Raw genomic sequence first — 15194 nt, forward strand, 5'->3', positions numbered from 1 at the left:
TTGATGCCGCTGCCGTAAGGCATTGCGCGCAGCCCCGAAGCGACGGTGCGCGCGATCATTTCACTCATGCCCCGGGAAAGTCCCCCAGAGGGATGTTCGCCTTCAGCACTCCGGCCAAGCATAGCGCCCAGCTAGAATCATTCGACAAATTGATGCCAAGTATCTTTTACAGCAAGTCTTTTATCAACAACTCAGCCACCTGCACGGCATTGAGCGCCGCGCCCTTGCGCACGTTATCTGCCGTCAGCCACATATTCAGTTCAGCCGGATCGTCGATCCCACCGCGTACACGACCAACGTAGACCACATCCTGCCCCACCGCATCACCCACCGCAGTCGGGTAGTCGCCCGCCTCCACCAGTTCGATACCCGGCGCCGCTTCCAGGGTCGCGTTGACCTTGGCCAGGTCGACGGCGTTCGCAGCCTGCACGGTCACGCTAAAGCTATCGCCAAAAAACACCGGGGCTTGAATGCAAGTGACGGAAATCTTTAACAAAGGTTGATTCAGCACCTGGCGCAACTCACGAACCAGACGCTTTTCCAGCGACGTATGACCCTGCTCGTCCGGCGCGCCGACCTGGGCCAACAGGTTGAACGCCATCTGCCGGTCAAAGAACTTCGGCTCCAGCGGACGGGCGTTGAGCAGCTCGGCGGTCTGACGTGCCAGCTCGCTCACGGCCACGCGGCCCTGGGCCGACACCGCGAGGCTGGCGGTCAGGCTGATACGCTGCAGATCGAGGCACTCGCGCAGTGGCGCCAGCACGACTGCCAGGGCCGTGGCCGATGCGCTGGGGCTGCTGACCTGCAACGGCTTGCCCAAGCCGGCCAGGACCTGGGCGTTGGCTTCCGGCACGATCTGCGGCGCCTGTTCGGGCGGCAAGGCCCCGGACAAGTCGATCAGCGCACAGCCGGCCGCCGTGGCTCGCGGGGCGAAACTCAGGGTCACCGCCGGGCCGGCAGCGAAGAACACCAGTTGGACCTTACCGAAATCGAATTCGTCGACCTCACGCACCCGCACGTTTTTGCCACGAAACATCACCGAACTGCCCGCCGATTCGCTGCTGGCCAGCAGGTGCAGGGTGCCGACCGGAAAGTCCCGCTCTTCGAGAATCTGGACGAGGGTTTCGCCGACAGTACCGGTGGCGCCGATCACGGCAATATCAAAGGACTGGCTCATGGGTCTACCTCAGGTAAAACGTGGGGAGCGGCACTTTACCGGGTGGTGGGTATGCAGGCAATTGGCTGGGGGACTTGCAGTGCCTGGACTGGACTCATCGCGAGCAAGCTCGCTCCCACAGGTTTTACAATCACTGAAGATCCCATGTGGGAGCGAGCTTGCTCGCGATGAGGGCAGCCCTGACACACAAACTGTCGCCCAATAAAAAACCCGCGCCTCTCACAAGACACGGGTTCTTTCACAACAGCAATCGATCAACGCTCGAGCAGGATCCGCAGCATGCGGCGCAGCGGTTCGGCCGCGCCCCACAGCAGTTGGTCGCCGACGGTGAAGGCACCGACGAATTGCGACCCCATGTTCAATTTGCGCAGACGGCCCACCGGTACATTCAGGGTGCCGGTGACCTTGGTCGGGCTCAGCTCCTGCATGCTGGTTTCGCGATTGTTCGGTACCAGCTTGACCCAAGGGTTGTGCTGGCTGATCAGCCCTTCGATGTCGGCGATCGGTACGTCTTTGTTCAGCTTGATGGTCAGCGCCTGGCTGTGGCAGCGCATGGCGCCGATGCGCACGCAGATGCCGTCCACCGGAATCGGGCTCTTGAAGCGACCGAGGATCTTGTTGGTTTCAGCCTGGGCCTTCCACTCTTCCCGGCTCTGGCCGTTGGGCAGTTCCTTGTCGATCCACGGGATCAGGCTGCCGGCCAGCGGTACGCCAAAGTTCTCGGTCGGATAGGCATCGCTGCGCATCGCCTCGGCGACCTTGCGGTCGATGTCGAGGATGGCGCTGGCCGGGTTGGCCAGGTCATCGGCGACGGCGGCGTGGGTGGCGCCCATCTGCTTGATCAGTTCACGCATGTTCTGCGCGCCGGCACCGGACGCGGCCTGGTAGGTCATGGCGCTCATCCACTCCACCAGACCGGCTTCGAACAGGCCGCCCAGGCCCATCAGCATCAGGCTGACGGTGCAATTGCCGCCGATGTAGTTCTTGGTGCCCGCGTCCAGCTGCTGGTCGATGACCTTGCGGTTGACCGGGTCGAGGATGATCACCGCGTCGTCCTGCATGCGCAGGCTGGAGGCGGCGTCGATCCAGTAACCCTGCCAGCCGGCCTCACGCAGCTTGGGGAACACTTCGCTGGTGTAGTCGCCACCCTGACAAGTCAGGATCACGTCGAGGGTCTTGAGCTCTTCGATGCTGTAGGCATCCTTGAGCGCACCGGTGTCCTTGCCCACGGAGGGGCCCTGGCCACCGACATTGGAAGTGGTGAAAAACACCGGCTCAATGAGATCGAAATCCTGCTCTTCCAGCATTCGCTGCATGAGCACGGAACCGACCATGCCGCGCCAACCGATCAGACCTACACGTTTCATCGCAACTACACCTATACAAAAGTGGGCCACCGTCGAAGCGGTGGGCCCGAAAGATTACAGATTCCGCAGCGCGGCGACTACTGCATCGCCCATTTGCTGCGTACCGACTTTGGTACAACCTTGCGACCAGATATCACCAGTGCGCAAGCCTTGGTCCAAGACCACGCTGACGGCTTTTTCGATCGCGTCGGCGGCATCGTTCAAGTTGAAGCTGTAGCGCAGCATCATCGACACCGACAGGATGGTCGCCAACGGGTTGGCAATGCCCTGCCCGGCGATGTCCGGCGCCGAACCGTGGCACGGCTCGTACATGCCCTTGTTGTTGGCGTCCAGGGAGGCCGACGGCAGCATGCCGATGGAACCGGTGAGCATCGACGCTTCGTCGGACAGGATGTCGCCGAACATGTTGTCGGTGACGATCACGTCGAACTGCTTGGGCGCACGCACCAGTTGCATGGCGGCGTTGTCGACATACATGTGGCTCAGTTCGATGTCCGGGTAATCCTTGGCCACCTGCTCGACCACTTCACGCCACAATTGGCTGGAGGCCAGCACGTTGGCCTTGTCCACCGAGCACAGCTTCTTGCCCCGCACGCGGGCCATGTCGAAGCCGACCCGGGCGATACGGCGGATTTCGCTTTCGCTGTACGGCAGGGTGTCATAGGCCTGGCGCTCGCCATTATCCAGCTCACGGGTGCCACGCGGGGCGCCGAAGTAGATACCGCCGGTCAGCTCACGGACGATGAGGATGTCCAGGCCCGAGACGATTTCCGGCTTCAGGCTCGACGCATCGGCCAGTTGCGGATAAAGAATCGCCGGGCGCAGGTTGCCGAACAGGCCCAGCTGCGCGCGAATCTTCAGCAGGCCGCGCTCAGGGCGGATGTCGCGTTCGATCTTGTCCCATTTCGGGCCGCCCACGGCGCCCAGCAGCACGGCATCGGCGGCACGGGCACGGTCCAGGGTTTCGTCGGCCAGGGGCACGCCGTGCTTGTCGATGGCGGCGCCGCCGATCACGTCGTGGCTGAGTTCGAAGCCCAGGCCGTACTTGTCGTTCGCCAACTCCAGAACCTTGACTGCCTCGGCCATGATTTCCGGGCCGATGCCGTCACCTGGGAGAATCAGAATCTGCTTGCTCATGCTTTCCTCGTTTGCTCTGTCGACACAGGCCTGGGTTCCGTACCCAAGGCCAGGCCGGGAAAAATGCTATCTCTCTGCCCACAGCACCAGTACATCTGTACTGAACGAACCATCGGCCTCAATCTCAAAATATTCTCGCACTTCATCGCCCATCGAACGCTGCAGCTGGAGAATCGCCCCGCGCATCACCTCGGGCGTACGCATGCGTTCGACCCAGGAGTGGTACTCCAGGCGCAGGCGCTGGCGCGAGGTGCTGCGGGTGTGCAACCCCGCCTCGCTGACCTGGCGCAACCACTCGCCGGCCGAATAATCGCGCACATGGCTGGTGTCACGCAGCACTTCGATGCTTTGCAGGTAAGTGTCCAGCAATGGCGTACCCGGCGACAGGATGTCGATGAACGCCATCACCCCGCCCGGCTTGAGCACCCGTCGCACTTCCCGCAACGCCAGGCCCAGGTCGCTCCAATGATGCGCCGAATAACGGCTGAACACGAAGTCGAACTCAGCGTCGGCGAACGGCAGGCGCTCGGCGGCGCCCCGTACCGTGCCGATGTTGTCCAGGCCACGCTCGGCCGCTGCTGCGGTCACAACATCCAACATCTGTTGGGACAGATCGTAGGCCACCACTTCACCGGCCAGGGGCGCCACATGGAAACTCACATGGCCGGCGCCACAACCCAGGTCCAGCACACGGGCATCGCCACGACCGGCCAACGCAGCCTGTAGCAGAGCGAACTCAGCGCCCTGGGCGTGCACGGCACTGCTCAGATAGGCCGAAGCCTGTTCACCGAATTGCTTTTGTACAACCTGACTGTGGGCGGTGCTGGTCATGGGATTTCCTTATGGTTTTTTATTGCCTGGGCGGCCCCATCGCGAGCAAGCTCGCTCCCACAGGGATTTTGGGTGTTCACAAAACACCTGTGGGAGCGAGCTTGCTCGCGATGAAGCCGGTACTGCCTACATCAATCCATCAATCCATCAATCCATCAATCCATCAAGCATCGCGAAACAACCAAGGCTGGCTCGCCCGGTGCTTGACCTCGAACGCGGCAATCGCCTCGCCGTCCTGCAACGTCAAGCCGATGTCATCCAGGCCGTTGAGCAGGCAGTGCTTGCGGAACGCATCGATCTCGAAACCCAGCACCTTGCCGTCGGGACGGGTCACCGTCTGGGCGGCCAGGTCGATCTGCAGTTGATAGCCAGGGTTGGCCTCGACCTGCTGGAACAACTCATCCACGTCAGCATCGCTGAGGATGATCGGCAGCAAGCCGTTCTTGAAGCTGTTGTTGAAGAAGATGTCGGCGTAGCTTGGCGCGATGATGCTGCGGAAACCGTACTCTTCCAGGGCCCATGGCGCGTGCTCGCGGCTCGAACCGCAGCCGAAGTTCTCCCGGGCCAGCAACACGCTGGCGCCTTGGTAACGCTCGGCGTTGAGCACGAAATCCTTGTTCAACGGCCGCTTGGAGTTGTCCTGATATGGCTGGCCGACATCCAGGTAGCGCCATTCGTCGAACAGGTTCGGGCCGAAACCGGTGCGCTTGATGGACTTCAGGAATTGCTTGGGAATGATTTGGTCGGTGTCGACGTTGGCACGATCCAAAGGCGCGACAAGACCGGTGTGCTGGGTAAAAGCTTTCATGCTGCGCTCCTTCAGATCAATTCGCGGACGTCGACGAAACGGCCGTTGACGGCCGCCGCGGCGGCCATGGCCGGGCTCACCAGGTGCGTACGGCCACCGGCGCCTTGACGGCCTTCGAAGTTACGGTTGGAGGTGGAAGCGCAATGCTCGCCCGACTCCAGGCGGTCAGGGTTCATCGCCAGGCACATCGAGCACCCCGGCTCACGCCATTCGAAACCGGCCTCGAGGAAAATCTTGTCCAGCCCTTCCGCTTCGGCCTGGGCCTTCACCAGGCCCGAGCCCGGCACCACGATGGCCTGCTTGATGGTCGAGGCCACCTTGCGACCCTTGGCGATCACCGCAGCGGCGCGCAGGTCTTCGATCCGCGAGTTGGTGCAGGAGCCGATGAACACGCGATCGAGCTGGATGTCAGTGATCGCCTGGTTGGCGCTCAAGCCCATGTACTTCAAGGCACGGACGATGGAGTCGCGCTTGACCAAGTCCATTTCCTTGGCCGGATCCGGCACGTTCTGGTCCACGGCCAAGACCATTTCCGGGGAAGTGCCCCAGCTGACTTGCGGCTTGATCTGCGTCGCGTCGAGCTCGACCACCGTGTCGAACTTGGCATCGACATCGGAAACCAGGTCTTTCCAGGCCTCGACCGCCATGTCCCATTCCGCGCCTTTGGGCGAGAACGGACGGCCCTTGACGTATTCCACGGTTTTTTCATCGGCGGCCACCAGGCCGACGCGGGCACCGGCCTCGATGGACATGTTGCAAATGGTCATGCGGCCTTCGACGGACAAGTCGCGGATCGCGCTGCCAGCGAACTCGATGGCATGGCCGTTACCGCCAGCGGTGCCGATCTTGCCGATCACGGCCAGGACGATGTCCTTGGCGGTCACGCCGAACGGCAACTTGCCTTCGACGCGCACCAGCATGTTTTTCATTTTCTTGGCGACCAGGCACTGGGTGGCGAGCACGTGCTCGACCTCGGACGTGCCGATGCCATGGGCCAGGGCGCCGAAAGCACCGTGGGTCGAGGTGTGCGAGTCGCCGCAGACCACAGTCATACCCGGCAAGGTCGCGCCCTGCTCCGGGCCGATGACGTGGACGATGCCTTGGCGCACATCGTTCATCTTGAATTCAACGATGCCGTATTCGTCACAGTTATCGTCGAGGGTCTGGACCTGGAGGCGCGAGACCTGGTCGGCAATGGCTTCGATGCCGCCCTTGCGCTCCGGCGTGGTCGGTACGTTGTGGTCCGGGGTCGCGATGTTGGCATCGATGCGCCACGGCTTGCGCCCGGCCAGGCGCAGGCCTTCGAAGGCTTGCGGCGACGTCACTTCGTGAATGATGTGACGATCGATATAGATCAGCGCCGAGCCATCGTCGCGCTGCTTGACCAAATGCGAATCCCAGAGCTTGTCGTAGAGCGTTTTGCCGGCCATCAGACGGTTTCCTCATCAGCTTGTTTCTATGCCCCGGGCCTTGAACGAATCAATAACCCCTTGGCTTGTGAGGCTGATCCTATGGGGTTACATTAAATAACTCAAATTCATATTTTTCATGCTTTGCATAACCAACTGGAATCCGACCGGAACCGCCATGGACCTTGCCAACCTCAACGCCTTTATTGCCATCGCCGAGACAGGCAGTTTCTCCGGCGCCGGCGAACGCCTGCACCTGACCCAGCCAGCCATCAGCAAGCGCATTGCCGGCCTCGAACAACAACTCAAGGTACGCCTGTTCGACCGCCTGGGCCGTGAGGTGGGCCTGACCGAGGCCGGCCGGGCTCTGTTGCCAAGGGCCTACCAGATCCTCAACGTGCTGGACGACACGCGCCGCGCCCTGACCAACCTGACCGGCGAGGTGACCGGGCGCCTGACGCTCGCCACCAGCCACCACATCGGGCTGCACCGCCTGCCGCCTTTATTGCGGGAGTTCACCCGGCGTTATCCCCAGGTGGCGCTAGACATCCAGTTCCTGGATTCGGAAGTGGCCTACGAAGAAATCCTCCATGGCCGGGCGGAACTGGCCGTCATCACCCTCGCTCCCGAGCCCCACGCGCTGGTAAGGGCCACGCCGGTGTGGGACGACCCCCTGGATTTCGTGGTCGCCCCGGAGCATGCGCTGCTGGAAAACAGCGCGGTGAGCCTGGCCGACATTGCCTTGCATCCGGCGGTGTTCCCGGGGGGCAACACCTTTACCCACCACATCGTGCAACGGTTGTTCGAGGCCCAGGGCCTGACGCCAAATATCGCCATGAGTACGAATTATCTGGAAACCATAAAGATGATGGTTTCCATCGGCCTGGCCTGGAGCGTCCTGCCGCGCACCATGCTCGACGAACAGGTCGCGCGCATTCCTTTGCCGGGCATACAGCTCAGTCGCCAGCTAGGCTATATCTTGCACACCGAACGGACGCTATCGAATGCCGCACGGGCTTTCATGGCCTTACTGGACGCACAAATCGATTTGCCAGGGACAAAGGCATAGGTTGTGCCGCGCCTGTAGGGCCTTGAATGCTTGTGCTTAATGCCCAAAACCGCTCAAGGCTCGCTAGAAATGCCCAAACCTGCTGACCATCTCCCGCCCCTGCCGCGTATTCAGGCGCTCGACCCGAAGCGGTCCGAGCAAAGCTGGGACAGCGCACCACAATTGCTGGCCGCCCTGAACGGTGCACGGCTGGGCGCCTGGTCGTGGGACATCGACAGCGGCCAGATCAGTTGGTCCCGCGGCACCCAGGCGCTGTTCGGCTTCGATCCGCGCCAACCCTTGCCGGCGGACGTGGACTACCTCGACCTGCTGTTGCCCGAAGACCGGGCCAGGGCCGTGCGCGCCTTTCACGCGGCAGTGGCCGGAGCGCCGCTGGAACAGGCGATGCATCACCGCATCGTCTGGCCCGACGGCAGCCTGCACTGGCTGGAAATCAGTGGCAGCGTGCTACCCGACAAACATGGCCGGCCGCGCATGATCGGGGTGATTCGTGAAATCACCCATCAGCGCGAGCGGGAACAGGCGCTGCGCAGCTCGGAAAAACGCTTCGCCACGCTCTTTCATCTGTGCCCGAACATGGTCTTGCTGACCCGCCAGGAAGACGGGCTGATCAGCGAGGCCAACCAGTATTTCGAAAGCCTGTTCGGTTGGCCGGTGCATGACGTGATCGGCCGTACCACCCTGGAACTGGGCCTGTGGGTTGACCCCAAGCAGCGGGCGAAACTGGTGGAGGCAACCAAGGCCAAGGGCGAACTGGTCAGCATGGAAGTGGAGTTCCGGGCCAGCAACGGCCAGATTCATAACGGCATTCTGAGCGCACAGAAAGTCGAGCTCGAAGGCCAGCCGTACCTGCTGAGCACGTTCCTCGACACCACCGAGCGCAAGCTCGCCGAGCAGGCCCTCAAGGACAGCCAGGAACGCCTGGACCTGGCCCTCGACTCGGCGCAACTGGGCACCTGGGACTGGCACATTCCCAGCGGCATGCTCTACGGCTCGGCCCGGGCCGCGCAACTCCATGGCCTGGATCCCAAGCCGTTCCACGAATCATTCGATGCGTTTTTCGAAGGGGTTCCCACGGAAGAACGCAACAACATGCGCAACGCCTATCGCAGCCTGCGGGAAGGCCCGGCGGGCAATTATCAATTGACCTACCGCGTGCAACTGCCCGACGGCAGCTCGCGCTACCTGGAAAGCCGCGCCCGCCTCTACCGCAATGACGACGGCAGCCCCTTGCGCATGGCCGGGACCTTGCTGGACATCACCGACCAGGTGGAGCGCGAACAAAGCCTGGCCGCCTCGGAAGAGAAATTCGCCACGCTGTTCCAGGTCAGTCCCGACCCGATCTGCGTCACCCACCAAGACAGCGGGCGGTTCCTCGAGATCAACTCCAGTTTCACCCAGACCTTCGGCTGGACCACCAGCGACGTGATTGGCCTCAGCGCCGACGAAATCGGCCTCTGGGGTGGCTCGGGCAGCAGCCTGCAACGCATCGAACGGGTGATACGCGAACAATCGCTGAACAATGTCGCCATCATCGTTCACCACAAGAACGGCCAGCCACTGACCTGTGTGATTTCCAGCCGGCAAATCAACGTCGGCAACCAGCCATGCGTCGTCACGACCTTGCGCGACATCACGCAGCAGCAACGCTCCGAAGCCGCCCTGAAGGCCAGTGAAGAGAAATTCGCCAAGGCGTTCCATTCCAGCCCCGACGCCATCACCATCACCGAACACGAAAGCGGTCGCTACCTTGAGGTCAACGACGGCTTCTGCCGGTTGACCGGCTACCGCGCCGATGAAGTGATTGGGCATACGGTCTACGAGGTAGGGATCTGGGCCGAAGAAAAACAACGCGCCGCCCTGCTGGCCGAATTGCAACTCAAGGGCCGCGTGCACCACCAGGAGATGCTCGGGCGCAATAAACGGGGGGAAATCCTCACGGTGGAGGTGTCGGTCGAGCCCATCACCCTCAATGAAACCGAGTGCCTGCTACTGACCGCCCGAGACGTGAGCCTGTTGCGTAATGCCGAAGCGCAGATCCGTCACCTGGCCTACCACGACCCGTTGACCAACCTGCCCAACCGGGCCTTGCTGATGGACCGCCTGAGCCAGCAGATCGCCCTGCTCAAGCGCCACAACTTGCGCGGCGCCCTGCTGTTTCTAGACCTGGACCACTTCAAGCACATCAACGACTCCCTGGGTCACCCCGTGGGCGACACCGTGCTGAAAATCATCACCGCGCGCCTGGAAGCCAGCGTGCGCCTGGAAGACACCGTGGCGCGGCTGGGTGGCGATGAGTTCGTGGTGCTGCTCAGCGGCCTGGAGGGCTCGCGCAACGAGGTCAGCAAGCAAGTGCAGGCCCTGGCCGACACCCTGCGTGAACTGCTTTCGGAACCGATGTTTCTCGATGGCCAGCGATTGCAGGTCACGCCGAGCATCGGTATCGCGCTGATTCCCGACCACGGCTCCACCCCTACCGATTTGCTCAAGCGCGCCGACATTGCGCTGTATCGCGCCAAGGACTCGGGACGCAACACCTCGCAGATGTTTCACACAACCATGCAAAAAGCCGCCAGCGAACGCTTGCGCATGGAAACCGACCTGCGCCTGGCCCTGGCCCGTGGCGAGTTCAGCGTGCATTTCCAGCCTCAGGTCGATGCCCGGGACAACCGCATCATCGGCGCCGAAGCCTTGGTGCGCTGGCATCACCCGGAGCTCGGCGCCCAATCGCCCAACGAATTCATCAAAGTGCTGGAGGACAGTGGCCTGATCCTAGAAGTCGGGACCTGGATCCTCGATGAAGCTTGCGACGGCTTCAAGCAATTGATCGCCAGGGGCAAGATCGATCCGCAGCGATTCAGCCTGTGCGTGAACATCAGCCCACGACAATTCCGCCAGAGCGACTTCGTCGAACGCATCGAAAACAGTCTGGCCACCCACGGCCTGCCCTGCTCGCTGCTGAAGCTGGAGATCACCGAAGGCATCGTGATCCAGAACCTGGACGACACCATCGCCAAGATGCGCCGGCTCAAGAAATTGGGTGTGGGCTTCGCCATGGACGATTTCGGCACCGGTTACTCGTCGTTGACCTACCTCAAGCGCCTGCCGGTGGACACGCTGAAAATCGACCAGTCATTCGTGCGCGACGCCACCAGCGACCCCAACGATGCAGAAATCATCCGCGCCATCGTCGCCATGGCCCGCAGCCTCAACCTGGTGATGATCGCCGAAGGCGTGGAGACCCTGGAGCAGTTGCACTTCCTGCAAGGGCTTGGTTGCCATCTGTACCAAGGCTATTTGCACAGCCGGCCGTTGCCACTGGAGGCGTTTGAGCGGTTGTTGCCGTAACTGTATGGCGAGGGGATTTATCCCCGCTGGGCTGGGAAGCAGCCCTAAAGCAGTCGCCTCGGTGTGTCAGGCTAAACAGCGTCGGCTGTTCTTTTTTGGGGCCGCTTCGCAGCCAACGGGGATAAATCCCCTCGCCACAATGAGTCTTCCACTGATCTCCAGAATGAAGAAGGGCGCCATTTGGCGCCCTTCTTCAGTTGCGATGCATCAGTTTTGCAGCGCAGGTTGCTGCTGCGCACCGTTGATCGGGATGCGCTTGGCTTTCGCCTCTTCCGGAACCACTCGCAACAGGTCGATGCTCAACAGACCGTTACGCAGGCCGGCGGACTTGATCTCGATATGATCGGCCAACCGGAAGGACAGCTTGAACGCACGCTGGGCAATGCCCTGGTGCAGGAAGGTGACGCTGTCGTTGCTGGCTTCACGCTTGCCGCCACTGATGGTCAGCACACCTTTTTCCACTTGCAGGTCCAGGTCTTCTTCTTGGAACCCGGCGGCGGCGACCACGATGCGGTACTCGTCATCACCATGTTTTTCCACGTTGTAAGGTGGATAGCTGCTGCCCGGTTCGTTGCGCAGGGCGGTTTCGAACAAGTCGTTGAAGCGATCGAAGCCGACCGAGGAACGGAACAGAGGGGCCAGCGAAAATGCAGTACTCATGATTCAAATCTCCTGAAAAATTCAGCAAGTTTTTTTGTCTCCGCGACCCGAATTCGGCATCGCGTAACCCCTATCTAGGGTCCGCCAAAAACTTTTCAAGAGGTTTTTTCGAATTTTTTTCAGGCCGCTTCGGTGCGCCGCACACCCAATAAATGCCCCACCGCGTCCAGGTCGGTTTCCCGGCGCAGCGCGGTAAAAAGCTCCACCGCTTCGGGGTAATTGCGGGTCAGCATCGCCAGCCACTGCTTCAACCGGCCCGGGGCCTGGCGCGGCGTCAACTGTTCGACCACTTGCTGCCAAAAGTCATGGAGCATCGGTTGCAACTCGGCCCAGGACATCTCGACCACGTCCTCGCCAGCCCGGGCGGCGGCGATCTGCCGGGCCAGGTCAGGGCGGGAAACGAGGCCGCGACCGAGCATGATGTCTTCGACACCGCTGATTTCGCGGCAACGGCGCCAATCCTCCACGCTCCAGATATCGCCATTGGCGAACACCGGCACCTTGACCACTTCCTGCACGCGGGGGATCCACTCCCAATGGGCCGGAGGCTTGTAGCCATCGACCTTGGTCCGCGCATGCACCACGATGTGCGCCGCGCCGCCTTCGGCCAACGCCGTGGCACAGACCAGCGCGCCGTCCGGGCTATCGAAACCCAGGCGCATCTTGGCGGTGACGGGGATGTGCTTCGGCACCGCACGGCGCACGTGTTCGACGATTTCGTTGAGCAGTTCCGGCTCCTTGAGCAACACCGCCCCGCCCCGGGATTTGTTCACGGTCTTGGCCGGGCAACCGAAATTAAGGTCGATCACCTCTGAGCCCAGCTCGCATGCCAACGCCGCGTTTTCCGCCAGGCACACCGGATCGGAGCCGAGCAACTGCACCCGCAACGGCACACCGGCAGCGGTCTGGGCACCGGTCAGCAGCTCAGGGGCGAGCTTATGGAAATAGGCCGGCGTGAGCAGCCGATCGTTGACACGGATGAACTCGGTGACACACCAGTCGATACCGCCAACACGGGTCAGGACGTCCCGCAGGATGTTGTCGACCAACCCCTCCATGGGCGCCAGGGCAATTTGCATGGAAACATACACTCAACGAAAAAACGTGCGGCAGTTTACCGGATTTTGCCCACATATCCGGCATTCAGCACAAATCCTGTGTGGGAGCGGGCTTGCTCGCGAAAGCGGTGGGTCAGTTTGCATTGATATTGAATTTACCACCGCCTTCGCGAGCAAGCCCGCTCCCACCCTGGCTCCAGGGTGTTCACGGAATTGGAGTCCACCACCAAACCCTGTGGGAGCGAGCTTGCTCGCGATGGCGGTGGGTCAGTCCATGAGGATGCCGGACGGTTCCAGGGCGGGACCATACCCCTCGATGAATTCCTGCGGCATACGCTTGGGCCGGCCAGTGGACAGCTCGATGCAGACGAAGGTGGTCTGGGCCCGCAGCAACGTGGCGTTGTCGCTGGGACGGACCAGCTGGAAATGCCGGGTCATTTTCAGGCGCTGGTCCCAGTCGACGATCCAGGTTGCCAATTGCAGTTCGTCGCCTTCATAGGCGGCCGCCAGGTAATCGATTTCATGCCGCACCACCGCCATGGCCCGGTCCAGGCGTCGATACTCCACCAGATCCAGGCCCAGGCGCTGGGAATGGCGCCAGGCACAGCGCTCGAGCCAGGTGACGTATACCGCGTTGTTGGCGTGGCCCAGCCCGTCGATGTCTTCGGCATTGACCTGAAGATCAATGATGAATCGCGTTGCCCGATCCCAGCCCATGCCCCTCTCCCGGTCGAATTTGGATGGGGCAGTGTAACGGATCCGAGCTCGACCGCCATCGCGGGCAAGCCTTGCTCCCACCGCTCAAGCCGATTGCCGCGCTTGCAGGCTGCGACCGGCCAACAGTGATAACACCCCATCAATGACACGAGGATCGGCCAGCACCCGCTGATGCCCGCCCTGTGGCAGTCGCAGCAGCCGACTGTCGAACCAGGCCTCATGAATCAATTGCGACTCCTTGACCGAGACCGAAGTGTCATCCTCGGCATGGACGATCAACCCCGGCACGTCCAACTGGTAATGCGCCACATCCATCTTCGAAGCGGGCATGCCCACGTCGCTTTCCACCTGGCGAATAAAGGCCGAACGCGCCTTGGGCGGCAGCCCCATCATCCGAGAGAAACCGCGCAGCACCCCAAGAATGCGAGCGGGCGCGGCGATGCTGACCAGCGTCTCGGTACACAATCCCAACTGGACAGCCAGCATGGCGCTGGCACCGCCCATGGAATGCCCGATCACCGCCTGCAACGGCGGCAGCTCGGCGGCGGCTTCAAGCATCGCCCTGGCGAACGATAGGACATTCGCCTCGCGCCCCGGCGAACGCCCGTGGGCCGGACCGTCCAGCGCCACGACCGTGTAACCAGCGCCCACCAGGGCCGTGATCAGCGCCGCGAACTGGGTCGGCCGCCCTTCCCAACCGTGCATCAACAAGACCGCCGGGCCTTTGCCCCAGCGCAAGGCCGAGAGACCGAAACGCAAAGTGATACGTTCGGACGTCGCCAGCAACGGCAGCTCCCAATCCCGCGGCGGCAAGTTTCGAGGGCGCATGAACAGCGAACGCATCTGCTTCGCCACCAGGCGCGGAGCCACCCAGCCAAGCGTGCCATTGACACTACGTATCCAGCTCAACCTGTCCATCGCTCATCTCCAGGGCTTGCGCCTCAGCTCAACGCACCGCCGACTTGGCAGCGCGCAGCAAACGATCCGATAACTCTCCCGGGCCCAATGCCCGCGCCAGGGCCAGGCCACCGACCATCAAGGCGATGTCGGCCAGGGCCTTGTCGGCGTCCTCCGGGCTGGCCGCCAATTGCGCGACCATCAACTCGATATGCTCATTGAGCACCTCACGAAACGCATCCGGCAGTCGCCCAAGTTCGCCGACCGACGCCGGAATCGGGCAGGCTTGCTCGGTGGAGTCGCGGTGCTTTCGGGACAGATAGAACGCGGCGACCAACGCACGCCGCTCCTCACCTGTCAGCTCACCGTCCATATCGGCGATCAAGCCGCGACGCCGATTGAGCAATTGCTTGAAAGCCTCCAGCATCAAGGCATCCTTGCTTTCGAAATGGGCGTAAAAGCCGCCCACCGTCAGCCCGGCCGCACCCATCACCTCGCCCACGCTCGGCTCTGCCGGCCCACGCTGGATCAGCGCATCGCTGGCGGCCTTGAGAATGCGTTCACGGGTTTGTGCCTTTTTATCGCTCATCGTCGCCTCCGAATATTACGACTGAAATATTATCCATGTAATAATTTTCCGCAAGCGGAAATGTTCACCGCTGGTCAGAAGACTTTTTCAAAGGATAAGGGAATTGGCCAAACGCCAGACAAACAAA

Annotated in this window: 13 protein-coding genes; 2 read left to right on the plus strand and 11 right to left on the minus strand. The window is 61.9% G+C overall.

Translation table 11 applies throughout. The annotated features are described in order from the left end of the window. Positions 1 to 166 precede the first annotated feature (166 nt). The 6 genes from BT125_RS11630 to leuC all read right to left on the minus strand — a co-directional run bounded on the left by BT125_RS11630 (position 167) and on the right by leuC (position 6750). Complete coding sequence (locus BT125_RS11630) at positions 167 to 1177, minus strand: aspartate-semialdehyde dehydrogenase (RefSeq protein WP_072407032.1); 1011 nt, start codon at positions 1175 to 1177, stop codon at positions 167 to 169. Between the two features lie 254 nt (positions 1178 to 1431). Next, positions 1432 to 2544: an aspartate-semialdehyde dehydrogenase gene (gene asd, locus BT125_RS11635; protein WP_024779161.1), complete on the minus strand. Its 1113-nt coding sequence runs from the start codon at positions 2542 to 2544 to the stop codon at positions 1432 to 1434. 54 nt (positions 2545 to 2598) lie between these two features. After that, entirely contained in the window at positions 2599 to 3681 is a 1083-nt protein-coding gene (gene leuB / locus BT125_RS11640; RefSeq protein ID WP_060741441.1) for a 3-isopropylmalate dehydrogenase, read from the minus strand. Between the two features lie 66 nt (positions 3682 to 3747). Beyond that, positions 3748 to 4512, minus strand: a complete 765-nt coding sequence (locus tag BT125_RS11645; RefSeq protein ID WP_072407034.1) for a class I SAM-dependent methyltransferase — start codon at positions 4510 to 4512, stop codon at positions 3748 to 3750. A gap of 163 nt (positions 4513 to 4675) precedes the next feature. After that, on the minus strand, positions 4676 to 5320 hold the full coding sequence (gene leuD / locus BT125_RS11650; protein WP_072407036.1) for a 3-isopropylmalate dehydratase small subunit: 645 nt from the start codon (positions 5318 to 5320) through the stop codon (positions 4676 to 4678). Positions 5321 to 5331: 11 nt separating this feature from the next. Beyond that, positions 5332 to 6750 (minus strand): 3-isopropylmalate dehydratase large subunit, encoded by a 1419-nt coding sequence (gene leuC, locus BT125_RS11655; RefSeq protein ID WP_072407038.1) that lies wholly within the window; start codon positions 6748 to 6750, stop codon positions 5332 to 5334. A gap of 157 nt (positions 6751 to 6907) precedes the next feature. Between leuC and BT125_RS11660 the strand changes: the two genes are divergently transcribed. After that, positions 6908 to 7798, plus strand: a complete 891-nt coding sequence (locus BT125_RS11660) for a LysR family transcriptional regulator (RefSeq protein ID WP_072407040.1) — start codon at positions 6908 to 6910, stop codon at positions 7796 to 7798. 69 nt (positions 7799 to 7867) lie between these two features. After that, entirely contained in the window at positions 7868 to 11146 is a 3279-nt protein-coding gene (locus tag BT125_RS11665) for a PAS domain S-box protein (protein ID WP_072407042.1), read from the plus strand. Between the two features lie 207 nt (positions 11147 to 11353). Here the strand turns inward: BT125_RS11665 and BT125_RS11670 are convergent, their stop codons facing one another. From BT125_RS11670 to BT125_RS11695, 5 genes are all read right to left on the minus strand, one after another. Next, positions 11354 to 11806 carry an Hsp20 family protein gene (locus tag BT125_RS11670; protein ID WP_053123476.1) on the minus strand — a complete coding sequence of 151 codons (453 nt, stop codon included), beginning with the start codon at positions 11804 to 11806 and terminating at the stop codon, positions 11354 to 11356. A gap of 119 nt (positions 11807 to 11925) precedes the next feature. Then, entirely contained in the window at positions 11926 to 12885 is a 960-nt protein-coding gene (locus BT125_RS11675) for a tRNA dihydrouridine synthase (RefSeq protein WP_072407044.1), read from the minus strand. Between the two features lie 246 nt (positions 12886 to 13131). Beyond that, complete coding sequence (locus tag BT125_RS11685; protein ID WP_072407048.1) at positions 13132 to 13581, minus strand: acyl-CoA thioesterase; 450 nt, start codon at positions 13579 to 13581, stop codon at positions 13132 to 13134. Positions 13582 to 13665: 84 nt separating this feature from the next. Next, entirely contained in the window at positions 13666 to 14499 is an 834-nt protein-coding gene (locus BT125_RS11690; RefSeq protein WP_072407050.1) for an alpha/beta fold hydrolase, read from the minus strand. A gap of 28 nt (positions 14500 to 14527) precedes the next feature. After that, positions 14528 to 15067: a TetR/AcrR family transcriptional regulator gene (locus tag BT125_RS11695; protein WP_058546579.1), complete on the minus strand. Its 540-nt coding sequence runs from the start codon at positions 15065 to 15067 to the stop codon at positions 14528 to 14530. Positions 15068 to 15194: the final 127 nt, after the last annotated feature.

This window comes from Pseudomonas sp. NFACC04-2 (genome assembly GCF_900119265.1).
Taxonomy (GTDB): domain Bacteria; phylum Pseudomonadota; class Gammaproteobacteria; order Pseudomonadales; family Pseudomonadaceae; genus Aquipseudomonas; species Aquipseudomonas fluorescens_AA.